Annotated in this window: 21 protein-coding genes; 3 read left to right on the top strand and 18 right to left on the bottom strand. The window is 68.9% G+C overall.

Features of this window, described 5'->3' with window-relative positions; genetic code table 11:
- Nucleotide 1 precedes the first annotated feature (1 nt).
- The 12 genes from trpB to AC1VVG_RS24465 all read right to left on the bottom strand — a co-directional run bounded on the left by trpB (nt 2) and on the right by AC1VVG_RS24465 (nt 12,019).
- Complete coding sequence (gene trpB, locus AC1VVG_RS24520; protein ID WP_049035173.1) at nt 2-1,195, bottom strand: tryptophan synthase subunit beta; 1,194 nt, start codon at nt 1,193-1,195, stop codon at nt 2-4.
- A 54-nt stretch (nt 1,196-1,249) separates the two neighbouring features.
- Nucleotides 1,250-1,948 (bottom strand): phosphoribosylanthranilate isomerase, encoded by a 699-nt coding sequence (locus tag AC1VVG_RS24515; protein ID WP_034185814.1) that lies wholly within the window; start codon nt 1,946-1,948, stop codon nt 1,250-1,252.
- Nucleotides 1,945-2,757 (bottom strand): tRNA pseudouridine(38-40) synthase TruA, encoded by an 813-nt coding sequence (gene truA, locus AC1VVG_RS24510; protein WP_482836493.1) that lies wholly within the window; start codon nt 2,755-2,757, stop codon nt 1,945-1,947. The genes AC1VVG_RS24515 and truA overlap by 4 nt, the downstream gene beginning before the upstream one ends.
- Entirely contained in the window at nt 2,757-4,850 is a 2,094-nt protein-coding gene (locus tag AC1VVG_RS24505; protein WP_482836491.1) for a motility hub landmark protein FimV, read from the bottom strand. Before AC1VVG_RS24505 ends, truA begins: the two co-directional genes overlap by 1 nt.
- A gap of 465 nt (nt 4,851-5,315) precedes the next feature.
- On the bottom strand, nt 5,316-6,437 hold the full coding sequence (gene asd, locus AC1VVG_RS24500) for an aspartate-semialdehyde dehydrogenase (RefSeq protein WP_034185812.1): 1,122 nt from the start codon (nt 6,435-6,437) through the stop codon (nt 5,316-5,318).
- A gap of 85 nt (nt 6,438-6,522) precedes the next feature.
- Complete coding sequence (locus tag AC1VVG_RS24495) at nt 6,523-6,642, bottom strand: hypothetical protein (RefSeq protein WP_006756675.1); 120 nt, start codon at nt 6,640-6,642, stop codon at nt 6,523-6,525.
- 107 nt (nt 6,643-6,749) lie between these two features.
- Nucleotides 6,750-7,817, bottom strand: a complete 1,068-nt coding sequence (gene leuB, locus AC1VVG_RS24490) for a 3-isopropylmalate dehydrogenase (RefSeq protein WP_034185811.1) — start codon at nt 7,815-7,817, stop codon at nt 6,750-6,752.
- 77 nt (nt 7,818-7,894) lie between these two features.
- Nucleotides 7,895-8,545, bottom strand: coding sequence for a 3-isopropylmalate dehydratase small subunit (leuD, locus tag AC1VVG_RS24485; protein WP_034185810.1), 651 nt, complete (start codon nt 8,543-8,545; stop codon nt 7,895-7,897).
- Nucleotides 8,546-8,612: 67 nt separating this feature from the next.
- On the bottom strand, nt 8,613-8,759 hold the full coding sequence (locus AC1VVG_RS24480) for an entericidin A/B family lipoprotein (RefSeq protein WP_034185809.1): 147 nt from the start codon (nt 8,757-8,759) through the stop codon (nt 8,613-8,615).
- 3 nt (nt 8,760-8,762) lie between these two features.
- Complete coding sequence (gene leuC / locus AC1VVG_RS24475; protein ID WP_034185808.1) at nt 8,763-10,172, bottom strand: 3-isopropylmalate dehydratase large subunit; 1,410 nt, start codon at nt 10,170-10,172, stop codon at nt 8,763-8,765.
- A gap of 233 nt (nt 10,173-10,405) precedes the next feature.
- The gene (locus AC1VVG_RS24470; protein ID WP_069705110.1) at nt 10,406-11,164 is read right to left on the bottom strand and encodes a Tat pathway signal protein; all 759 of its coding nucleotides are present in this window, start codon (nt 11,162-11,164) and stop codon (nt 10,406-10,408) included.
- A 33-nt stretch (nt 11,165-11,197) separates the two neighbouring features.
- Nucleotides 11,198-12,019 (bottom strand): hypothetical protein, encoded by an 822-nt coding sequence (locus AC1VVG_RS24465; protein ID WP_069705035.1) that lies wholly within the window; start codon nt 12,017-12,019, stop codon nt 11,198-11,200.
- A 367-nt stretch (nt 12,020-12,386) separates the two neighbouring features.
- On the opposite strand from AC1VVG_RS24465, the gene AC1VVG_RS24460 reads away from it, so the two are divergent.
- Together AC1VVG_RS24460 and AC1VVG_RS24455 are read left to right on the top strand one after the other, a co-directional pair.
- Nucleotides 12,387-12,716, top strand: coding sequence for a cupin domain-containing protein (locus tag AC1VVG_RS24460; RefSeq protein ID WP_069705109.1), 330 nt, complete (start codon nt 12,387-12,389; stop codon nt 12,714-12,716).
- Between the two features lie 117 nt (nt 12,717-12,833).
- Nucleotides 12,834-13,559: a glutathione S-transferase gene (locus tag AC1VVG_RS24455; protein WP_482836487.1), complete on the top strand. Its 726-nt coding sequence runs from the start codon at nt 12,834-12,836 to the stop codon at nt 13,557-13,559.
- Between the two features lie 9 nt (nt 13,560-13,568).
- Here the strand turns inward: AC1VVG_RS24455 and AC1VVG_RS24450 are convergent, their stop codons facing one another.
- From AC1VVG_RS24450 to AC1VVG_RS24430, 5 genes are all read right to left on the bottom strand, one after another.
- A complete protein-coding gene (locus AC1VVG_RS24450) occupies nt 13,569-15,266 on the bottom strand; it encodes a flavin monoamine oxidase family protein (RefSeq protein ID WP_482836486.1) in 1,698 nt (565 codons plus the stop codon).
- Between the two features lie 48 nt (nt 15,267-15,314).
- Nucleotides 15,315-15,797, bottom strand: a complete 483-nt coding sequence (locus AC1VVG_RS24445; protein WP_034185804.1) for an aromatic-ring-hydroxylating dioxygenase subunit beta — start codon at nt 15,795-15,797, stop codon at nt 15,315-15,317.
- The gene (locus tag AC1VVG_RS24440; RefSeq protein ID WP_034185803.1) at nt 15,775-17,121 is read right to left on the bottom strand and encodes an aromatic ring-hydroxylating dioxygenase subunit alpha; all 1,347 of its coding nucleotides are present in this window, start codon (nt 17,119-17,121) and stop codon (nt 15,775-15,777) included. The genes AC1VVG_RS24445 and AC1VVG_RS24440 overlap by 23 nt, the downstream gene beginning before the upstream one ends.
- A 155-nt stretch (nt 17,122-17,276) precedes the next feature.
- Nucleotides 17,277-17,675 carry a DUF4440 domain-containing protein gene (locus tag AC1VVG_RS24435; RefSeq protein ID WP_175900139.1) on the bottom strand — a complete coding sequence of 133 codons (399 nt, stop codon included), beginning with the start codon at nt 17,673-17,675 and terminating at the stop codon, nt 17,277-17,279.
- Nucleotides 17,672-19,066 carry an MFS transporter gene (locus tag AC1VVG_RS24430; protein ID WP_482836483.1) on the bottom strand — a complete coding sequence of 465 codons (1,395 nt, stop codon included), beginning with the start codon at nt 19,064-19,066 and terminating at the stop codon, nt 17,672-17,674. Before AC1VVG_RS24430 ends, AC1VVG_RS24435 begins: the two co-directional genes overlap by 4 nt.
- 137 nt (nt 19,067-19,203) lie before the next feature.
- On the opposite strand from AC1VVG_RS24430, the gene AC1VVG_RS24425 reads away from it, so the two are divergent.
- Nucleotides 19,204-20,109 carry a LysR family transcriptional regulator gene (locus AC1VVG_RS24425; RefSeq protein ID WP_034185800.1) on the top strand — a complete coding sequence of 302 codons (906 nt, stop codon included), beginning with the start codon at nt 19,204-19,206 and terminating at the stop codon, nt 20,107-20,109.
- 13 nt (nt 20,110-20,122) lie between these two features.
- Here AC1VVG_RS24425 and iaaH read toward each other — a convergent pair whose 3' ends face one another.
- Nucleotides 20,123-21,544, bottom strand: a complete 1,422-nt coding sequence (gene iaaH / locus AC1VVG_RS24420; RefSeq protein WP_175028827.1) for an indoleacetamide hydrolase — start codon at nt 21,542-21,544, stop codon at nt 20,123-20,125.
- Nucleotides 21,545-21,584: the final 40 nt, after the last annotated feature.

Below are 21,584 nucleotides of genomic sequence, written 5' to 3'. Positions count from 1 at the left end.
GTCAGAGGTCGATGCCCGATCGCTCGGCGACCGTGTGCATGTCCTTGTCGCCGCGGCCCGACAGGTTGACGAGCAGGATCTTGTCCTTCGGCAACGTCGGCGCGAGCTTCACGCCATACGCGATCGCGTGGCTCGACTCGAGCGCGGGGATGATCCCCTCGATCCGGCAGCAGTCGTGGAACGCCTTCAGCGCTTCGTCGTCGGTGATCGGCACGTACTGCGCGCGGCCGCTGTCCTTCAGCCAGGCGTGCTCGGGGCCGACGCCCGGATAGTCGAGGCCCGCCGATACCGAATGCGTCTCGATGATCTGGCCGTTGTCGTCCTGCAGCAGGTACGTGCGGTTGCCGTGCAGCACGCCCGGGCTGCCGGCGATCAGCGACGCCGCGTGATGGCCCGTGTCGAGGCCGTCGCCGGCCGCTTCGACGCCGATCAGCTGCACCGATTGATCGTCGATGTACGGATAGAAGATCCCCATTGCGTTCGACCCGCCGCCGACGCAGGCGATCACCGCGTCGGGCTGCCGGCCCGCGAGTTCGGGCATCTGCACCTTGCACTCGTCGCCGATCACGCGCTGGAAGTCGCGCACCATCATCGGGTACGGATGCGGGCCCGCGACCGTGCCGATGATGTAGAACGTGCTCTCGATGTTCGTGACCCAGTCGCGCATCGCTTCGTTCAGCGCGTCCTTCAGCGTGCGCGAGCCCGACTCGACCGGCACGACCGTCGCGCCGAGCAGCTTCATCCGGTAGACGTTCGCGGCCTGGCGGCGCACGTCCTCGGCGCCCATGTAGACGATGCACTCCATCCCGAAACGCGCGCAGATCGTCGCGGTTGCGACGCCGTGCTGGCCCGCGCCGGTTTCGGCGATCACGCGCTTCTTGCCCATGCGCTTCGCGAGCAGCGCCTGGCCGATCACGTTGTTGATCTTGTGCGCGCCGGTGTGGTTCAGGTCTTCGCGCTTCAGGTAAAGCTGCGCGCCGCCGAGCATCTCGCTCCAGCGCTGCGCGTGGTAGATCGGCGACGGGCGGCCGACGAAATACTTCAGTTCGCGCTCGTATTCGGCGACGAAGCCGGGATCGTTCCGGAATTTTTCATACGCGTCGCGCAGTTCGTCCAGCGCGTGAATCAGCGTCTCGGCGACGAACACGCCGCCATACGGGCCGAAGTGGCCGCGATCGTCAGGAAGGTTGTACATGATGTCTCTCTCGATCGGTCGGGGCGCCCCGCTTTCGGGGCCACACCGCTTGCATCACCGGGCGTCCGCTTCGCGCACCGCGCGTACGAACGCCGCCATTCGGGCGTGATCCTTCACGCCCTTTGCGCCCGCCACTTCGATGCCACTCGAGACATCGACAGCAAACGGACGCAGCTGGCGGATCGCATCACCGACGTTTTGCGCGCTCAAGCCACCACTCAAAACGGCCCGATGCGCGAGCTCTGCGGGAATAAGAGACCAATCGAAGACCTTGCCGCTACCGCCGTAATCCGGCACCAGGGTGTCGAACAGGAGGCCGCGCGCTTTCGAATAATGAAGAGCCGATTCTACCAAATCGGACGGCTGCGTCGAGGGGCCGACGCGCACCGCGCGCAACCACGGCAGCCGTGCCGCGCGGCCGAGCGCGTCGCACTGCTCCGGCGTCTCGTCGCCGTGGAACTGCAGCATCGTCAGCGGCACGTCGCGCACGACGGCCTCGATCTCGGCCTCGGTCGCGTTCACGAACAGCCCGACCACCGACACGAACGGCGGCGCGAGGCTCGCCAGCTCGGCCGCCTGCGCGAGGGTCACCGCGCGCGGGCTTTTCGGGTAGAACACGAGGCCGATCGCATCGGCGCCGAGCGCCGCCGCGTGCAGCACGTCCTCGGGGCGCGACAGCCCGCACAGCTTGATGCGCGTGCGCGGCGCCAGGCCGGCGGCGGAAGGCGGGGAAGACACGGCTTGATCCGTCATGATTGAGGGTCCAGATCGGCCCAGACGCTGCTCCACGGCACGCTGCCGAGCTGCGCGGGCGGGACGGCGAATTCCGCCGGGTAGCCGACGTGGGCCAGATACAGCCCGTCGGCCATGAACGTGGGCGCCGCCAGGTTGCGATCGCGCCCGGCCAGCACGTCGGCGAGCCAGTCGGCCGGATAGCGGCCGCGCCCGACCGCGACGAGGCAGCCCATCAGGTTGCGCACCATGTGATGCAGGAACGCGTTCGCGCGGAAGCGGAAATGGATGAAATGCCCCGCGCGCCGCACGTCGACCTGATACAGGTGTTTGACCGGCGTCTTCGACTGGCATTCCGACGACCGGAACGACGAAAAATCGTGCTCGCCGATCAGGTGCGCGGCGGCGGCGCGCATCGCGTCGTCGTCGAGCGGCGTGTGGATCCAGCCCGCACGCCCGGCCAGCATCGGCGAGCGCACGGGATGCACGTACAGCGCGTAGTAATAGGTGCGCTCGAACGCCGAGAAACGCGCGTGGAACGTGTCCGGCATCGGCTTCGCCCATTGCACCGATACGGTCGGCGGCAGGAACGCGTTGGTGCCGCGCACCCACGAGAACACCTCGCGTTCGAGCTCGGTGTCGAAGTGCACGACCTGCCCGAGCCCGTGCACGCCGGTGTCGGTCCGGCCAGCGACCGTCGTATGCAGCGGCACCCGCGCGAACTCGGCCAGCGCGTGCTCGAGCCGGTCCTGCACGGTCTTGCCGTGCGGCTGCGCCTGCCAGCCGCAGAACGCCGCGCCGTCGTACTGGATGCCCAGTGCGATCCGCATCACGCCTCGTCCGCCAGTTTCGCGAGCAACGCGCGCGCATCGTCGCGCGTCGCGGTGTCGTTCGCGTCGATCACTTCCTGCAGCAGCGTCCGCGCGCCGGACAAGTCGCCCAGTTCGACGTACTCCGACGCGAGATCGAGCTTGTTGCGCGCGATGCGCGCGAGCTCGTCCGCGGTCAGCGCGGGCAGCGCGGCGCCCGGCGCGGACGGGAGGTCGAGATCGAAATCGAGCTTCAGCGCGCCGAACTGCGCACCGCCGAGCGGCGGCAGCGACGACAGCGCAGACGGGCTGCCCGCGTGGCCGGCGGGCGTTGCCGCGTCCGGATCCCAATCGTACTCGTCGTCCTGGTCGGCCGGATGTTCCGGGGTCGGATGGTTCACGTCAATCGGCGGATGCGATTTGACTTGACCGTTAGTTGCGATTTCATCGATGTCCGACTGCCCTGCCCGCGCGGACAGCTCGTCCGGCGTCAGCGGTGCGTCCTCCGACGTTCGCGGCGGCAACGGCATGTCGAGGCTGTTCAGCGCGCTGATCGCGTTCTGCATCAGCGTCGCGTGCTGCGCGTCGGCCGCCGAAGGCGCGGCAGGCGTGTCGGCCGGCTTGGCAGCGGCCGTTTCGGCCGGTTCTGCGCCGTGCGCAGCCTGAGCCGGCGCCACCTCGTTCACCGGCGCCACGGCCGCTTGCGCGGGCGGCAATCCGGGCTGCTCGTCATGCGGCTTCGTGGCCTCCGGCGCCGACGGTGCATCGGCGACAGCCGGCTCGACCGTTTCGGCCGCGGCGGCAGTCGCCGCGGCAAGATACTGATCCGACGCGGCGTCGCGCGCGACCGGCATCTCGGGCAGGATCGGCAACTCGCGGTCGAGCGACGGCGCCGCTTCGGCCTCCGGGGCCGCGGCAGTACCGGCTGCAGCGGCCACCTCACCCGCATCGCCCGTCTCGCGCCCCTTCCTGCGCTTGCGCCACGCAAAGCCGGCCGCGAGCACGATCACGGCCGCGCCGGCCACGGCGGCCGGACGCCAGTCCATCTGCTCGGTACGGCGCGCCGGCGTCGCGACAGGAGCGGCCGGTCGCGCAGGCGCCGATGCCGATGCCGATGCCGATTGCGCCGCGCTGGCGGCGACCGCGGACGCGGCTTCGCTTGCCGCCGGCGCCGCTGCCGACGCACCGGCGTCGTTCGCGGCCGGACGCGGCGCGGCGGGTGCCGGCGCGGGTGCCGGCGCAGCGTCGTTCGCGGTGCCCGGCTTGCCGATGCCGTGCTTCTGCAATTCCATCAGCACGCGATTCTTCAGCGCCAGCAACTGCTGCAGGCTCGACGGCCGCGGCTGCGACGCGCCGGTCGCGGGCGCCGCACCGGCCGGCTCGCGCGAACCCGAAACCTGGCTGCCCGGCACCGGCTGGACCGCGGCCTCGCTCGCGGACGGCGGCGCGGACTGGATCACACCGCTCCATACATGCGGGCCGCTCGCGCCCGCGGCAGGTGCCGCCGGCGGCAGGCTGTCGGCCGTCGACGCGCCGTGTGCCGCCGACGCGCCGACCGAAGCCGACGCCCCCGCGCCCGTCGCGACGCTCGCGCCGCTCACCGGCGCCGCATGAACGGCCGGCGTGGCCGGCGCCGATTGCACGGCCGACCCGGGATGCGGCGCGGACGCGCCATGCTGCGCTTCCGCCGCCCCGCCCGATGCGGCGGCAGGCGCGGACGCCGCTGCCGCGGCCGAGGCAGCGGCGGCACTGGCCGGCGCGAGCGCCGCGCCGGTCGCGTCGAGCGCGGGCACGGTCAGCGTCGCGCCGACTTTCAGCCGGCTCGCGTCGCGCTTCATGAATGCTTGCGGATTGGCGTCGAACAGCGCGCGGCCGGCACGCGCGAGCACGCCGGGATCATGCGATTGCGTGGCCGCTTTCGCGATGTCGTTCAGCGACTGGCCCGGCTGGACCGTCACGGTAAGCGGTACGGCGCCGCCGGCGGCGGACGCCGGCAGTTCGACGGTGCCGACGGCCCAGGCCGATGCGGCTGCGCCGAGCGCCAGGATCGCCAGCGCGCCACGCACGGCGCGCGACAGACGGGACTGACGCGGAAACAAGGAAATTCGGGACATCGTGGGCTCTATCGCCGCGCGCGGGCGCGGCTCGGATTCGCGGTTGAAGGCGTCAATAAAGTTGCCGCAGAAATGCAAAAGCGTCGCGCGGAACGCGACGCTTTCGGCGGGTCTGTGCGTCGTAACCGCGTAGTTTACTTCACACGATCGCATTCGGGCCGAATTCGTCGCCGGCCGGTGCAACCGGGCGCGTCCGCCCGGCGATCGGGCCATCGCGCCGCCCGGGTCCGCATGCCGCGGCCGGCCGCCGGGCAGATCGAACACAGCCGCATCAATGGATGAAAATCATCGCCGCGCCGGGCAGCCCGCGGACGATCAAGACGCGGCAGGCAGTCGACCAGACGCTGCCGAGCATGCGCCGATCCATTCGCACATGAAAAACGCGCCGCGCCAGCCCCGAACCGGGGGCCGACGCGGCGCGTCATCGCGCGCAGTCCGGCCCGCGGGCCGGACATGCTGACAGGCTTACTTGTCGAGCAGGATGCGCAGCATGCGGCGCAGCGGCTCGGCCGCGCCCCACAGCAGCTGGTCGCCGACCGTGAACGCGGACAGGTATTCGCCGCCCATCGCGAGCTTGCGCAGGCGGCCGACCGGCACCGTCAGCGTGCCCGTGATCTTCGCCGGCGACAGGTCGCGCATCGACGCTTCGCGCTCGTTCGGCACGACCTTCACCCAGTCGTTCGCCGACGCGAGGATGCCGTTGATCTCGTCGAGCGGCACATCCTTCTTCAGCTTGATCGTCAGTGCCTGCGAGTGGCAGCGCATCGCGCCGATCCGCACGCACAGGCCGTCGACCGGGATCGAGCCCGGCTCGCCCATGGCCGGCTTGCCGAGGATCTTGTTGGTTTCCGCGCCGCCCTTCCACTCTTCCTTCGACATCCCGTTGCCGAGATCCTTATCGATCCACGGAATCAGCGAACCGGCCAGCGGCACGCCGAAGTGGCTCGTCGGCATCGCATCGCTGTTCATCGCGGCCAGCACGCGGCGGTCGATGTCGAGGATCGCCGACGCCGGATCGGCCAGCTGTTCCTGCACCGCGCCGTTCAGCGTGCCCATCTGCGACAGCAGCTCGCGCATGTTCTGCGCGCCCGCGCCCGATGCGGCCTGGTAGGTCATCGCCGTCATCCAGTCGACGAGGTTCTCGCGGAACAGGCCGCCGAGCGCCATCAGCATCAGGCTGACCGTGCAGTTGCCGCCGACGAAGTTCTTCGTGCCCTTGACGAGCGCGTCCTTGATCACGTCGAGGTTGACCGGGTCGAGGATGATGACCGCGTCGTCCTTCATCCGCAGCGACGATGCCGCGTCGATCCAGTAGCCGTTCCAGCCGGCCGCGCGCAGCTTCGGGAACACGTCGTTCGTGTAGTCGCCGCCCTGGCACGTGATGATCACGTCGCACTTCTTCAGCTCGTCGACGTTGGTCGCGTCCTTGAGCGTAGTCTCGTTTTTCGCGAACGACGGCGCCTTGCCGCCCGTGTTGCTGGTGCTGAAAAACACCGGTTCGATCAGGTCGAAATCGCCTTCTTCCTGCATGCGCTGCATCAGGACGCTGCCGACCATGCCGCGCCAACCTACGAGACCTACGTTCATGACTAACCCTTTGCTTTGAATGGAGCTTCCCCGCCATTTCCGTCCCCGCGTGACCGCGCGGGGAAACAGGCGGGCACGACGGCGATCAGCGTTTAATGATCGTTTTCGTGGTAATGGTTTTCGTGATGACGATGGCGCGCGCACCCGCACGGGCAGTGTTGCCGTGGAGTTTCAGGACCGGGGAGATCAGGGAAATCAGCGCCATCGTTCGAGTCTACACAAAGCCGGTGGCCCGCACAACGGCCAACCGGGGGCGAACCGGCCGATTTTCCCGGCCTGTTCGCGCCCTTTCTATATTACTGCCGCGTTGCCTTACAGCGCCGCGACCACCGCATCGCCCATCGCCGCCGTGCCGACCTGCCGGCAGCCCGGCGTGGCGATGTCGCCCGTACGGTAGCCCTGTTCGAGCACCGTTTTCACCGCGCGCTCGATGCGATCGGCCTGCTCCGCGCGATTCAGCGAGTAGCGCAGCAGCATCGCGGCCGACAGGATCGTCGCGAGCGGGTTGGCAATGCCCTTGCCCGCGATGTCCGGCGCCGAACCGTGCGACGGCTCGTACAGGCCCTTGTTGTTCTTGTCGAGCGACGCCGACGGCAGCATGCCGATCGAGCCCGTCAGCATCGACGCCTCATCGGACAGGATGTCGCCGAACATGTTGCCCGTGACGATCACGTCGAACTGCTTCGGCGCCTTCGCGAGCTGCATCGCCGCGTTGTCGACGTACATGTGCGACAGCTCGACGTCCGCGTATTCCTTCGACACGTCGATCATGACGTCGCGCCAGAACTGCGACGTTTCGAGCACGTTCGACTTGTCGACCGACAGCAGCTTCTTCGCGCGCTTGCGGGCGGCCTGGAACGCGACGTGCGCGATGCGGCGCACTTCCGGTTCCGAATAGCGCATCGTGTCGAAGCCTTCGCGTTCGCCGGCGAACGGGCCGTCCGGTGCCGCACGCACGCCGCGCGGCTGGCCGAAGTAGATGTCGCCGTTCAGTTCGCGCACGATCAGGATGTCGAGGCCCGCGACGAGTTCCGGCTTCAGCGGCGAGGCATCGACGAGCTGCGGATAGCAGATCGCCGGGCGGAAGTTCGCGAACAGCTCGAGATGCTTGCGCAGCCCGAGGATCGCCTGCTCGGGGCGCAGCGCGCGCTCGAGCGAGTCGTACTTCCAGTCGCCGACCGCGCCGAACAGGATCGCGTCGGCTTCCTTCGCGAGCGCCAGCGTCGCGTCGGGCAGCGGATGGCCGCTCGCCTCGTAGCCGGCGCCGCCGACCGGCGCCTGTTCGAGTTCGAACTTCTCGTCGAGTGCGTTCAGCACCTTCACGGCTTCCTTGACGATTTCCGGACCGATGCCGTCGCCGGGCAGCACTGCAATCTTCATGCGAAATTCCTGACTGGGTAGGTTGTATGAGGCAGGCCGGCGAACGCGCCGCTGGCGCGCCCGCCCGAAAGGCACGATCAGCCGACCAGCTTGGTGTTGAGCCACGGCTGCTTCACGAGCCGCTCCGCTTCGAACTGGCGGATCTTGTCCGCGTGGCGCAGCGTGAGGCCGATGTCGTCGAAGCCGTTCAGCAGGCAGTACTTGCGGAACGCGGTGATCTCGAACGGATACTCGCGGCCGTCGCCCGAGCGCACGACCTGGGCGTCGAGGTCGATCGTCAGTTGAAAGCCGTTGAACGCCGCCGTCTCGTTGAACAGGTGATCGACCTGCTGCTCGGTCAGCACGATCGGCAGCAGGCCGTTCTTGTAGCAGTTGTTGAAGAAGATGTCCGCGAAGCTCGGCGCGATGATCGCGCGGAAGCCGTACTGCTGCAGCGCCCACGGTGCGTGCTCGCGCGAGCTGCCGCAGCCGAAGTTCTTGCGGGCGAGCAGCACCGATGCGCCCTGGTAGCGCGGCTGGTTCAGCACGAAGTCCGGATTCAGCGGACGCTTCGAGTTGTCCTGGCCCGGCTCGCCGTGATCGAGGTAGCGCCATTCGTCGAACGCGTTCGGACCGAAGCCCGTGCGCTTGATCGACTTCAGGAACTGCTTCGGGATGATCGCGTCGGTGTCGACGTTCTCGCGATCGAGCGGCGCCACGACGCCGGTATGTACAGTGAATTTTTCCATGATCCGTCTATCCGGTTGAAGGGCCGGCACGCGGCCGGCACACATCGACAAATTCTCGGTGGCGGTGTCAGTCCGCGGCGCGCTTGAGCGCGTTGCCCGCGGCGTTGACGTCCTCGCCGAAGCCGCGGACGGTATTGCAGCCCGCGAGGCCGAAGCCCAGCCCCGCCAGCGCCAGCGCGGCAACCAGCCGCGCGATGACCTTCGTTGCCGTCACGCGTTACCCCAGCTGGCGAATGTCGACGAAGTGACCTTCGATCGCCGCGGCTGCCGCCATCGCGGGGCTCACGAGGTGCGTGCGACCGCCCGCGCCCTGCCGGCCCTCGAAGTTGCGGTTCGACGTCGACGCGCAGCGCTCGCCCGGATCGAGCCGGTCGGCGTTCATCGCGAGGCACATCGAACAGCCCGGCTCGCGCCATTCGAAGCCCGCATCGGTGAACACCTTGTCGAGCCCTTCGCGCTCGGCCTGCGCCTTCACGAGGCCCGAACCCGGCACGACCATCGCGAGCCGCACGTTCGATGCGATCCGGCGGTTCAGCTTCTTCACGACATACGCGGCCGCGCGGATATCCTCGATCCGTGCGTTCGTGCACGAGCCGATGAAGATCTTGTCGACCTTGATCGATTCGATCGGCGTGTTCGGCTCGAGCGCCATGTAGGCCAGCGCGCGCTCCATCGCGTCGCGCTTGACCGGATCCTTCTCGCGCTCGGGATCGGGCACGCGACCGTCGATCGACGTGACCATTTCCGGCGACGTGCCCCACGTGACCTGCGGGACGATCTCGGCCGCGTTCAGCTCGACCACGCGGTCGAACTGCGCGCCGTCGTCCGACTTGAACTGGCGCCAGTATTCGACGGCCTGATCCCATTCCGCGCCGGTCGGCACGAACGGCCGGCCCTTCAGGTAATCGATCGTCGTGTCGTCCACCGCGACCATGCCCGCGCGCGCGCCGGCTTCGATCGCCATGTTGCAGACGGTCATGCGGCCTTCCATCGTCAGCGCGCGGATCGTCGAGCCGCCGAATTCGATCGCGTAGCCCGTGCCGCCCGCCGTACCGATCTTGCCGATGATCGCGAGCACGATGTCCTTCGCGGTACAGCCGCGCGGCAGTGCGCCCTCGACCTTCACGAGCATGTTCTTGCTCTTCTTCTGCAGCAGGGTTTGCGTCGCGAGCACGTGCTCGACTTCCGACGTGCCGATGCCGTGCGCGAGCGCGCCGAACGCGCCGTGCGTCGACGTGTGCGAATCGCCGCACACGATCGTCATGCCCGGCAGCGTCGCGCCCTGTTCCGGCCCGATGATGTGGACGATGCCCTGGCGCACGTCGTTCATCTTGAACTGCGTGATGCCGAACGCATCGCAGTTCGCGTCGAGCGTGTCGACCTGCAGCTTCGAGACGGGATCGGCGATGCCGTGGCTGCGGTCCGTCGTCGGCACGTTGTGGTCCGACACGGCGAGGTTCGCGCTGATGCGCCACACCGGGCGATGCGTCATCTTCAGCCCTTCGAACGCCTGCGGGCTCGTGACTTCGTGCAGCAGCTGACGGTCGATGTAGAGCAGGGTCGTGCCGTCTTCCTCGGTGTGGACCACGTGGGTGTTCCACAGTTTGTCGTAGAGAGTCTGTGCCATGGGTATGCGGGGTCGTTGTGACTACAAGCCTTGCGGATGAAGTCGATTATGCCACGCAGCGTGCGCCCCGGCTCAGGCCGGGCGCGAAAAAACCCATTAAAAACAGTAGTTTGGCTGGTAGTGCCAATACCTGTATCGGCATTACCCGGCAAAACGGGGCACGCACGGTCCGGCGGGCGGCGATCGCGCGGCCGCATCGCCCGGGTCGCGCGCCGCGCCCCGTGGCTGGCGCATCAGCCGTTCGGGTACGCGCGGTTGATCAGGTCGAGCCGCAGCATCGCGAGCTGCATGCCGGCGTTGCCCAGCAGGTAGAGATCGCGCCGCCGCATGGCCGCCATCTGCGCGGACGTGTCGTAGCGCGACGGCAGCGCGAGGCCTGCCGGCACCGCCGCCTGCATCCCCGCCGCAGTCGACACGCGCACGGCGAGCGACGCCTGGTCCCGATGCGTGACGACGCCGACCTTGCCGAGCGCCGCGGCCGCGCCCGCCTGCCTGACGATCGCGGCGGCGACGCCGTCGGGGGTCGATATCGGGCTGCCGGCGGCGACCGCGGGCGTCGCGATCGACGTCACGCCGGCCGTGAGCCTGTATGTCGACGCGAGCACGCTCGCGACCTCCTGCTGCGCGAAGATCGGTGCCGCGACCTTCTGCCGAAGCTGGAACACGGCATCGGCAATCGCCTCGTTGACGGGGCCCGGTACGGGTGCGGCGGCCGATGCGCCGGCGCGGCTGCCGAAGCTGTATGCGACGATCGTATCGATGGCGGCCGCCGCGACGCTCGGCGGCGTCCACGAGAAAAACGTGTCGAGCAGATAACCGGTTTCGGCGGCGGCGGTCGCGCGATCGTCCAGTTCGTTCGTCAGCTTGCCGAGCATCTGGCGCTGCAGTTCGGCATCGGTAGCCGGCGCGGCGCTCGCGAACACGGGCGTGACGGCCGCGCACGACGCGGCCAGGACGGAGGTGGAAGCCAGGAAATGGCGACGGGTATGCATGGTCATGAGCGTCGATGGGGGGATCGGCGGGCGTCAGCCCTTCGGGTAGGCCTGCATCGTCGCGGTCATCGCGCGCGTCAGCATCTGCGCATACATGTCGTGCACGAGGTAGAGGCTGCGGTTGCGCGTCCACGGCTGGCCCGACTGCGAGTCGTACACCGTCGGCAGCGGCACCTCGGCGACGGCCGCCGCCTTCATGCCCGCCTGTTGCGACGTCTGGATGCAGCGCTTCGCGTGATCGCGATGGCCGACCACCGCGACGGTGCCCATCGCCGCCGCCCCGCCCGCCCGCGACACGGCGACCGCCGCGACGCCCGCGGTACTCAGGTACACGATCGAGCCGTCGTTCGCGATTACCGGTTCGACCGACGACAGCACGTCGGCGCCCATCCCGTATTTCGACACGAGAAACCGCGCGATTTCCCATTGCGCATAGACCTTGACGGGCTTCAGCTGGCGGATGCGGTACACGGCGTCCGCCAGCGCCTCGTTCACGGGCCCCGGATCGGGCAGCGCCGCCTGGTTGCCGCCGGTGCTCGACGTGTTGCCGCTCGACGCGTTCGGACGGTTGCCGAAGCTGTACGCGACGATCGCACCGATCTGCGCGGCGGCCACGGTCGGCAGGTCCCATGTGAAGCCGACGTCGGACATCGCCGGGACGATCGCGTCGACGGTCGCCGCGTCGCCGAGCTGCGCGTTCAGTTTCGCGGACATCTGCGCGGCCAGCGCGCTGTCGGTGACCGGCGCCGACGTGACGTCGTCGCCGCCGCAGGCGCTCAGCAGGGAAGAGGCCGCGACGGCTGGCGCGGCGGCGAGGAATTTTCTTCGGGACGAAGCCGGGGAATGCTGACTCATGTACACGATACGCCATGATGCGAATGACGACCGTGCGTGAGGACAGGCAGGGTCGACGAAATTCGCGGGGTCCAGGGAAAAGGCAATCGGGCAACCGCGCGCGAACCGGCAGCGCGACGTGCCATCGATCGATGCAGCGCGATCCTAGGCGGCGTTGGTTAAATTGCGGTGAAAGTAACGGCCGAATCCGTTCGATCGCCGCGCCGTTTCGCCGATGGACGATCTTGTTTCACCTGCGGCGAGCGAATCGCGCGCCTGTTTCGCCGGTGGAGCGCTCGCGACTGGCGCGGCGTTTCGACATATCGGCACCCGCATTACCATGGCGCAAGCCACGTTCCCTCACGATCCGGACCCGGAGCCCGCCACGATGAAGCTCGGCCTGAACGAATCGCTTGCGCGCCTCGACGACGAAGGCACGCTGTTCACGACGCTGTTTCGCCACGGCACGCGCGATGTCGAGCCGTACCGGCCGCGCGTCGAGGACCGGCAGACGCCGCACACGCGCGACGAGATCGACGTGATCGCGACCGGCACGTCGCGCTTCGTCGTCGACGGGCGCGAATGCGGCGTCGCGGCCGGCGACACGCTGTTCGTCCCCGCCCATGCGACGCATCGCTTCGTCGGCTTCTCCGACGACTTCTCGACCCGGGTGTTCTTCCACGGCCCGGAAGGCGGCGAGCGCGCACGCGACGCATGATGCCGCGCACGGCGCTTTTCGTTCGATCGCCTAGACTGTCTATTCGCAACGGGCGGCGCGCGGCCGCCCGGTCGTCACGAGGCCGGCGGCAGCCGGTTCAACGAACAGGACAACAGCATGCGATATGAACTCTATTACTGGCCCGAGATCCAGGGCCGCGGCGAGTACGTGCGGCTCGCGCTCGAGGCGGCCGAAGCCGACTATGTCGATGTCGCACGCGAATCGGGGCGCGGGATGGGCGTGTCGGCGATGATGCGCATGATGGACAACACGAAGGCCGAGTGCGTGCCGTTCGCGCCGCCGTTCCTGAAGGCGGGCGACGTGGTCGTCGGGCAGACGGCGAACATCCTGCTGTTTCTCGGCGCGCGGCTCGGGCTCGCGCCCGACGACGAAGCCGGCCGGCTGTGGGTACACCAGCTCCAGCTGACCGTCGCCGACTTCGTCACCGAGATCCACGACACGCATCACCCGATCGCCAGCTGCCTCTACTACGAGGACCAGAAGGCGGAAGCCGCGGAGCGCGCGGCCGACTTCATCGAGAACCGGCTGCCGAAATTCCTCGGCTACTTCGATCGCGTGCTCGAGCAGAATCCGCACGGCGGCGGCTACATCGCGGGCACCGCTCTCAGCTACGCGGACCTGTCGATGTTCCAGCTGATCGAGGGCTTGCGCTATGCGTTTCCGAAGGCGATGAAACGCGCGGAGCGGAAAGTCGCGGCGCTCGTCGCGCTGCACGATCGCGTCGCGCGGCATCCGCCCGTCGCGCGCTATCTCGCGTCGGCGCGCCGCATCCCGTTCAACGACATGGGGATCTTCCGGCACTACCCGGAGCTCGACCGGTAACGGCGCCGTTCAATCGCCATATCGATAGCGGCTGCGCATCGCGTCGAGCGGATTGCCGTCGGCCAGCGTGCCGCCGAGGCTGTGGATCACCGCGCTCGCCGCATTGATCGCGGTCTGCACCGCGCCCTCGATCCAGCCGCCCGTAAACGAACAGCAGCAGCCGGCCAGATAGATCCCGCGGTCCAACGACGGATCCGCCGCCGTCTGGAACTGGTAGAACAGCGCCTGCGAGTGGATGTCCTCGCCCGGGTAGTTCAGCTTGAACGCGCCCAGCGCGTAACGGTCCGACAGCCAGTCGTGACTCGTGACGTTGCGCGCGTAATCGTCGTCGAGCGGGCGCAGATGCGCGGCGAACGCCGGCGACACGACGCCGATCTCGGCCACGAGGCGCTTGAACCGCTCGATCTTGTCGGTCAGCGACAGGATCTTGTGCGAATCGTCTTCCCACGTGTAGCTGATCAGCACGACGCCGTGCGCGTCGGGATCGTCGGGCGCGTAGTCGAGGCAGTAGATGCCGCGCGCGAGCGTGTCGGTCTGGATGTTGTGCGGCAGCCCGTGCTTGAGCCAGAACTTGTCGCGGGCCAGCACGAAAAGCTTCGACGAGCTGACCATGTGCGTCTCGTTGATCGCGCGGACGACGTCCGGGGCGAACAGGTTCGCGATGCCCGTCATCCCCATGCCGACCTGCATCGCCCGCGTCGTCGTCGCGACGATCACGCGATCGAACACGCGGGTCGACCCGTCGTCGAGTGCGAGCGCAAGCGTACCGTCGGGCTGCTTCGTCACGCCGCGCACCGCTGCGTGAATGATGCAGTCGCGCACGCGCACGCCGTCGGCGCCGTCGTCCAGCAGCCCCCGCGCGAGCGCGAAGATGCCGGCCGGGATCAGTCGCTGGTCGACCTCGAGCTCATTGACGACGATCCGCAGGATTTCGAGGAACGACGCGCGATAGACCGGCTGGAAGCCGCCCGACCCGATGCCGAGCGTGCCGAACAGGCGCAGGTCCTCGCTCTTGCGCCAGCGAACGCCGCCGGGCGGCGTCGCGCCGGTGAAGATCTTCACGATCGCCGAATAGAACGACTCGTCGCCGAAGCGGTCGATGTACTGCTGCCAGCCGCACCGCGCATCGTCGTAGCGATGCGCGCGCAGCAGCGCCGTCAGTTCGGCCGGCGCCGGTAGCGACGTGCCGTCGTCGAGCCGCACGCCGTCGCGGATGAACGCGCGCCAGCCGCGGTCGACACGCTCGAACAGCGCCGGCGGCGCTTCGCCGGCCGGCCAGCGGTACGCATGGCCCTGATAGTGAATCTCCGTGTCGACGATGCCGGGATCGGGAAACGCCGATGCGCTGTCGACGCCGAACCGGTCCAGGTAGTGATACAGCGCCGCCTGCGACGGCGGAAAGCGCATCGCGCCCATTTCGGCGAGCAGGTGCGGATGCTCGGGATTGATCGACTGCGTCAGCAGGCGTCCGCCGACGCGCGCCCGGTTCGCCTCGAACACGACGACCTGCCGCGCACCGGCGCGCAGCAGTTCGCAGGCCGCGACAAGCCCGCCGACGCCCGCGCCGACGATCGCGATCCGCGCATCGCGCGCGCTTTCGGCCGCCAGCGTACCGACACGGCCGCCGGTACGGGACAGGAAAGCGCCATAGTCGTACAGCGTGTCGATGTACGGTAGCGTGTGCGGCAGGCGTTCAGGGGCGTTCATGGAATCGGGACCAAACCAGGGAAGGAAACCGGCAGCGCGAGCCCGCGCTCACACGGGCAGGTGGATGCTGCCGAGCGGCGCATCGGCGTTGACGAGGTCGACGCGCTTCACGCGGATGCGCAACGCGTCGCCGCTGACCGCGAGTTCGTGCGTGTACCAGCCGGCAAACAGCGTCTGCTCGTCGCGCCGCGCTTCGACGTAATGGAACGGCGTGCGCAACACGTACACGCCGCGCGCCGGGTCGGCGCGCTCGACGTACGGCTGCTGGAGCAGATGATGGCCGCGGCTCGCCGGCTGCTGCGAGAACGTGCGGCGGCCGGCCAGGCGCTCGATGCGGATGCGCAGCAGCAACCGGTCCTCGTCCATCAGCGCGCCATGCAGCACCGAATCGGGCTGATCCGGCGACAACGGCATCCAGTAGCGCGCGTCGTCCGCGTACAGCGCGAGCCAGTCTTCGTAGCGCCGCTCGTCGAGCAGGCGCGCCTCGCGATACACGAACGCGGCGAGTTCATCGTGAGCAAACGTGCGCATCGGCGGCCTCCTTCGTCGATGCGGGCGCGATATAGCGCAGCCACGCGCGGAACTGGTTGCGGATCTGCAGCTCGCTGGTGCCGTTCGTCTCGGCCGTCGCGTGCATGTGCTCGTGCGGATCGAACAGCCGTCCCACATGCACCCAGTCGCGCGATTGCGTCGCGAGGCCGCGCTGCGCGCGTTCGTACATCTCGAGATCGTCGTGCGCGACGATCGACGTCGGCGCGTTGATCAGCCGGTTGTAGGCCAGCGTGCGCTCGAACATCGAATCGGGTGCGCCCGCAAGACGGAACGACCACGATTCGACCAGCGTGCGGTCGGCCGCGAGCGGCTTGAACACGCGCAGGATCTGGATCGGCCCCTTCACCATCGCGTTCGGGAACAGCACCGTGTTGTGGCGCACCTCGCCGAGAATGCGGGCCGCGCGCGCTTCGCCGTACGCCGCCGTCATCTTCTCGTGATAACCGGGAATCGGCGTATAGCGCGCATGGATCGAATCGGCGGTGCCGGTGTGACCGTGCCCGTTGGGCCACACGCGCAGCCCCATCCGCTCGAAGAACGCATGCGGCTGGATGAACGGCTCCAGCAGTTCCACCGCCATCGGCTTCGCGCCTTCCATGCCGTCACGCTCCCAGACGCGCACGGCCGTGCCGGCCGACGACTCGTGCGCGACCATCGGGTGACAGGTGTCGGTCTGGTTCTCGACCAGCATCTTCCAGTTGCACGCATGCACGTACCGGAACACGCCGCCCGCGACTTCGACGCGCCCTTCCGGCGAGCGGTCGACCAGGTTGTCGAGCGACGACAGCGCCGCGCCGAAATAGTCGTGGAAGCCGACGCCCTCCGGGTTCAGCCGACAGAACACGAAACCACGATGCTCGTGGGTCGCGCCGACCGCCTGCATGCCCTTGCTCGCCTCGCACGATTCGAAGCCGGTCTGGTCGTAGCCGCGCCGCAGCGGAATCGCATGGAGGCTGCCGTCGGTCCGGTAGGACCATGCGTGGTACGGACAGCGAAAGAACGTACCCGTGTTGCCGCACGCGTCGGTCACGAGCTGCGTGCCCTTGTGCGAACACCGGTTGTGCAGCACGCGCACCGATCCGTCGACGTGGCGCACCATCACGACCGGCTCCGCGCCGATCGTCGTCGTCACGTAGTCGCCGGTGTCCGGAATCTGGCTGACGTGGCCGACGTACACCCATGTGTTCGCGAACAGGTGGCGCATCTCCAGTTCGAAGATCCGCGGCGACAGGTAAAGATCCTTGTGCACCTCGGTATCGCGCACGAGCGCCGCCACCCCATCGGTGAACCCGGGCGCCGTCATGCGCACCTCCGGCCGCGCACGCGTTGTTGCCGCGCGCCCTTGCGGCGCGCGGATTCGATTGTTTTTATCGTCATCTCTCAGGTTTCTGCTTGCCGTGCCGCTCGGACTGCGTACGCCCGCCGCCAGGCACGCGGCGGCGGGCGCGATGGCGACGGTCAGCCCGTCACCGGTGTTTCATGCAGGCGCAGCCAGCCGATGCGGCCGTTCGCGTCGCGCTCGAATACGACGGTCGAACGGCGCACGGTGCGCCGCCCCGCCGCGTCGACCTGCGTCTCGCGATAGGCAATCACCGCGCCGCCCTGCCACGCGCTCACTTCGTGCAGTTCGTCGATCGCGATCCGCAGCCCGGGACGCGCGCCGTGGCCGCGCGAGAACAGGACGTCGATATCCGCGAAATCCAGCGCATGCCCCTGCAGCGAAATCATCGAGAAACGCCGCGAAAAACGCGCGATCAGCGGCGCGAGCGCGTCGCGTGACGCATGGCCGGACAACCATTGCTCGATGTCGACGTGCGCGTCGACCACTTCCTGGAAAAACGGGTTGGACGGATTCATTTCGACACTTGCGTACGTTGGGAAACCGGTCGCGCGGCAGGCGCGCGGTGCAGGGCGAGGCGCGCGACGAACGGCAGCGGCAGCAGCGTCAGCAACGCGGCCAGGCCGAAGCACTGCTGATAAGACAGCCGCGCGTCGTCGCCCTGCGTCGACAGCAGGAAATTCAGCGCGCTGCCCAGCACGGCGACGCCGAGGCAGAAGCTCAACTGCCGGTTGATGTTCCACAGCGCGCTCGCGTCGCCCATCCGCGCCGCGGGAACGTCGAGGAACGCCGCGCTTTGCGACGTGCTCGTGCACATGCTGGCGCCGAGCCCCATCGCGACGAAAGCCAGCATGCGCCCGGCCTCGAAACCGGCGAGCGGTGTCGCGAGCAGCACGATGCCGATCGCATCGATCGCGATCCCGCTCATGAACAGTGGCTTCGCGCCCCACTTCGGAAAACAGCGCCGCGTCGTCGCGATCGCGACGAACGACGCGATCGCCCACGGCACCATCAGCGCGCCCGTATGCGTCGCGCTGAGCCCGAGCGCGTTCTGCAGGTACAGCGCCGCGACCAGGTTCACGCCGGTGAACACGCCCGGCACGCACAGATAGACGATCAAGCCGATCCGCAGCAGCGGCTGCGCGACGAGGCGCAGGTCGAGCAGCGGGGCCGCCGCGCGCCGCGCATGCGCGACGTACGCGCCACCGGCGACCAGCGCGACCGACAGCGGCGCGATCGCCAGGCGGCCGCCCCCCGGCTGGCCCGCGAACGTCAGGCCGAGCAGCAGCGCGACCAGCGCCACGGCGCTCAACGCGAGGCCGCGGGCATCGAGCGCCGGCGGACGTTCGCCCGCTGCATCCGGCGGCAGCCACGCGAACGCGAGCACGCAGGTCGCGGCGGCCAGCGGCACCATGCCGAAGAAGATCGCCCGCCACGACGCGCGATCGACGATCACGCCGCCGAGCGCCGGCGACAAGGCGGGCACGAGCAGCGCGACCATCATCACGATCGACGTCAGGTGGGCACGTGCATCCGGCGGATACGCGCGATAGGCCATCGTCTGCCCGACCGGGATCAGCAACCCGCCGCCGAGCCCCTGGATCAGGCGCCACGCGAGCAGCGCGCCGATCGACGCCGACAGGCCGACGCCGACGCTGCCGAGCGCGAACAGCACCAGCGACGCGATCAGCAGCCGGCGCTCGCCGAAACGCCGCGCCAGCCAGGTGCCGAGCGGGATCACGACGGTCAGCCCGAGCACGTACATGTTGCCGATCCACGCCAGCTGCGCGACCGATGCGTGCAGCTCGCGCTGGATCGTCGGATACGCGGCGTTGATGACGAACATGTTGGCGAGGTCGATCGCGAACCCGAGCAGGTAGACGGCAGCGATTTTCGAGCGATCGGTCATGTGGCGGAAGACGAACGAAACGCCGCAGTGTAAGGTTCGCCGCGCGTGTCGATAAGACCGTCCGGACGGCAAGACTGGTCGAAAAATTTTGACAATCAGGGCAACATGTCGGTTTTCCGGAAAGCAGCCGACACGCCATGGTGAGTCTCGATCGTTTCGCCGTCTTCCGCGCCGTCGTGGAAGCGGGGTCGTTTACGGCCGCCGCCGCCCAGTTGAATCAGGCCCGGGCCGCGGTCAGCTTCAACATCAAGCAGCTCGAAGCCGAACTCGGCGTCACGCTGTTCACGCGCACGACGCGGCGCGTCGAGCTGACCGACGCGGGCGAGCGCTTCCATGCGCGCTGCCTGCGCGTGCTGGAGGAAGCCGAGAGCGCGATCGACGACGCCCGCAGCGAGCACGGCGGGATGCACGGCGTGCTGCGCGTGACGTCGACGGTCGAGTACGGGACGATGGTGGTCGCGCCCGCGCTGCATGCGTTCATGCAGCGCCATCCCGCGCTGCGCGTGCGGCTCGAGACGCATGCGGCGCAGGTCGACCTGGTGCGGGAGCGCGTCGACGTCGCGATTCGCCTCGGGCGCCTCGAGCAGTTCCAGGACCTGCCCTACCGCGGCGCGTGCCTGGCGACCTACGAAGTGCGGCCCGTGATCGCGCCGTCGCTGCTCGCCGCCGCGGGCCTGTCCCGCATCGACTCGCCCGACGTGCTCGCGCGCCTGCCGCAGCTCGGTCATACGCGGCTCGAGCGCATCGCCACCTGGACGCTCACGGACCGCGACGGCAACCCGCATGCCTTCCGGCCCGGCGCCAAGCCGCGCGTCGTCGTCGACAACGCGTCGGTGCTGCGCGTGCTCGCGCGCCAGGGCAGCGGCGTCGCGCTGCTGCCCGAATGGCTCGTGCGCGACGACCTCGCGTGCGGCGCGCTGGTCGACGCACTGCCCGACTACCGGTTTCCGCCGCAGGCCGTCTACGCGTTGTATCCGTCGACCACGCACGTGCCGCAAAAGGTGCGCGCGTGGGTCGACTTCATGAAGGCCTATCTGGCCTGAACGCGGCCGCGGCTCAGGCGGCCGCTGCGCGATCCCGCAGCCGCGCGTCGATCCGGCGGGCGATCGCGAGCAGGCGCCGGTCGCTGCCCCACGGCCCCTCCAGCATGAGCCCGACCGGCAGCCCCGTCCGCGTGGAGAGCCCGGCCGGGATCGATACGGACGGTACGCCGGCGAGTGTCGCCGGCGACGTCTGGCGCACGACGCGCGCGAACAGCGCAGCGCCCTGTTCGGGCGTCATCGCGGCGGTGTCGCCGAGCGACGGCGGCTCGCCCGGCACCGTCGGCATCGCGATGCAGTCGACCGGCGCGCCGAACGCATCGTCGTACCAGTGCACGAGACGCTGCCGGCACACGATCGCTTCCGCATAGGCGTCGGCCTCGACCGGCGCTTCGACGAGTGACCGGAAGATGCCGCGCACGTCGTCGCTCGCGATCCGTTCGACGAACGTCTCGAACGGAATGCGCAGCCGCTCGGCCGCAAAGCGGCGCCAGTACCGGTTCGCCTCGAACGCCACGATCGGCAGGCCGCAGGCCTCGCTCGCGTCGTGCAGCGGCATCGCCGGCAGCGGCACGAGCGTCGCGCCGGCCGCCACGCACGACGCGAGCGCGTGTTCGATGCGGGCCGCAACGCCCGGGTCGAGCGCGTCGAAGTAAGGCGCGCCCGGTACGCCGATACGCAACTGCGGCCATTCCGGCGCGACGGCCACGCTGTCGTCGCGCGTCAGCACGGCGTCGAGCAGCAGCAAATCGTCGATGCCGTGGCCGATCGGCCCGACCGTATCGCGGGTGGGCGACAGCGACAGCACGCCATGCGGCGAATAGCGCTGCGCGGACGGCCGCAGCCCGTACACGCCGCAGAATGCGGCCGGAATGCGCACCGAGCCGCCCGTGTCGGTGCCGAGGCCGAACGGGATGCCGGCCGCGACCGCGGCCGCCGTTCCGCCGCTCGACCCGCCGGCGATGCGCTGCGGATCATGCGGATTGCCGACCGCGCCGAAATGCCCGTTGCCGCTCGTGATGCCGAACGCGAGCTCGTGCATGTTCGCCTTGCCCAGCGGCACCGCACCGGCTTCGAGCAGGCGCCGTACGGTCTGCGCATCGCCGGTTGCGCGATAGCCGCCCAGCGCCGGGCTCGCACCGAGCGTCGGCATCGCGGCGGTATCGAGGTTGTCCTTGATCACGAACGGCACGCCCGCGAGCGGCAGCGCCTCGCCCCGCGCGACGCGGGCATCGATGCGCTCGGCCGTGCGGCGGGCCAGCTCGGCATCGACGTGCACCATCGCATTGAGCGGCGCGATCGCCGCGAGACGCGCGAGCGCGTCGTCGGCGACGTCGACGGCACGCCGTCCGGCCGCGCGCACGGCATCGGCGATCTCGCGCACGCTGGCGCGGGAGGCAAGTGACGGGGAGGAAACGCGGTTCGGCTGGGTTGTCATGTTGTGTGCTGGACGCGAAATCGATCGGGAAACGCGCGGC

This window comes from Burkholderia sp. L-4 (genome assembly GCF_056856535.1).
This window is presented reverse-complemented; position numbering and strand designations above follow the sequence as displayed.

Bases quoted from the DNA above. Each gene is read 5' to 3' on its own strand.
- trpB (WP_049035173.1), bottom strand. From the start codon at position 1,195: ATGTACAACCTTCCTGACGATCGCGGCCACTTCGGCCCGTATGGCGGC.
- AC1VVG_RS24515 (WP_034185814.1), bottom strand. From the start codon at position 1,948: ATGACGGATCAAGCCGTGTCTTCCCCGCCTTCCGCCGCCGGCCTGGCG.
- truA (WP_482836493.1), bottom strand. From the start codon at position 2,757: ATGCGGATCGCACTGGGCATCCAGTACGACGGCGCGGCGTTCTGCGGC.
- AC1VVG_RS24505 (WP_482836491.1), bottom strand. From the start codon at position 4,850: ATGTCCCGAATTTCCTTGTTTCCGCGTCAGTCCCGTCTGTCGCGCGCC.
- asd (WP_034185812.1), bottom strand. From the start codon at position 6,437: ATGAACGTAGGTCTCGTAGGTTGGCGCGGCATGGTCGGCAGCGTCCTG.
- AC1VVG_RS24495 (WP_006756675.1), bottom strand. From the start codon at position 6,642: ATGGCGCTGATTTCCCTGATCTCCCCGGTCCTGAAACTCCACGGCAAC.
- leuB (WP_034185811.1), bottom strand. From the start codon at position 7,817: ATGAAGATTGCAGTGCTGCCCGGCGACGGCATCGGTCCGGAAATCGTC.
- leuD (WP_034185810.1), bottom strand. From the start codon at position 8,545: ATGGAAAAATTCACTGTACATACCGGCGTCGTGGCGCCGCTCGATCGC.
- leuC (WP_034185808.1), bottom strand. From the start codon at position 10,172: ATGGCACAGACTCTCTACGACAAACTGTGGAACACCCACGTGGTCCAC.
- AC1VVG_RS24470 (WP_069705110.1), bottom strand. From the start codon at position 11,164: ATGCATACCCGTCGCCATTTCCTGGCTTCCACCTCCGTCCTGGCCGCG.
- AC1VVG_RS24465 (WP_069705035.1), bottom strand. From the start codon at position 12,019: ATGAGTCAGCATTCCCCGGCTTCGTCCCGAAGAAAATTCCTCGCCGCC.
- AC1VVG_RS24460 (WP_069705109.1), top strand. From the start codon at position 12,387: ATGAAGCTCGGCCTGAACGAATCGCTTGCGCGCCTCGACGACGAAGGC.
- AC1VVG_RS24455 (WP_482836487.1), top strand. From the start codon at position 12,834: ATGCGATATGAACTCTATTACTGGCCCGAGATCCAGGGCCGCGGCGAG.
- AC1VVG_RS24450 (WP_482836486.1), bottom strand. From the start codon at position 15,266: ATGAACGCCCCTGAACGCCTGCCGCACACGCTACCGTACATCGACACG.
- AC1VVG_RS24445 (WP_034185804.1), bottom strand. From the start codon at position 15,797: ATGCGCACGTTTGCTCACGATGAACTCGCCGCGTTCGTGTATCGCGAG.
- AC1VVG_RS24440 (WP_034185803.1), bottom strand. From the start codon at position 17,121: ATGACGGCGCCCGGGTTCACCGATGGGGTGGCGGCGCTCGTGCGCGAT.
- AC1VVG_RS24435 (WP_175900139.1), bottom strand. From the start codon at position 17,675: ATGAATCCGTCCAACCCGTTTTTCCAGGAAGTGGTCGACGCGCACGTC.
- AC1VVG_RS24430 (WP_482836483.1), bottom strand. From the start codon at position 19,066: ATGACCGATCGCTCGAAAATCGCTGCCGTCTACCTGCTCGGGTTCGCG.
- AC1VVG_RS24425 (WP_034185800.1), top strand. From the start codon at position 19,204: ATGGTGAGTCTCGATCGTTTCGCCGTCTTCCGCGCCGTCGTGGAAGCG.
- iaaH (WP_175028827.1), bottom strand. From the start codon at position 21,544: ATGACAACCCAGCCGAACCGCGTTTCCTCCCCGTCACTTGCCTCCCGC.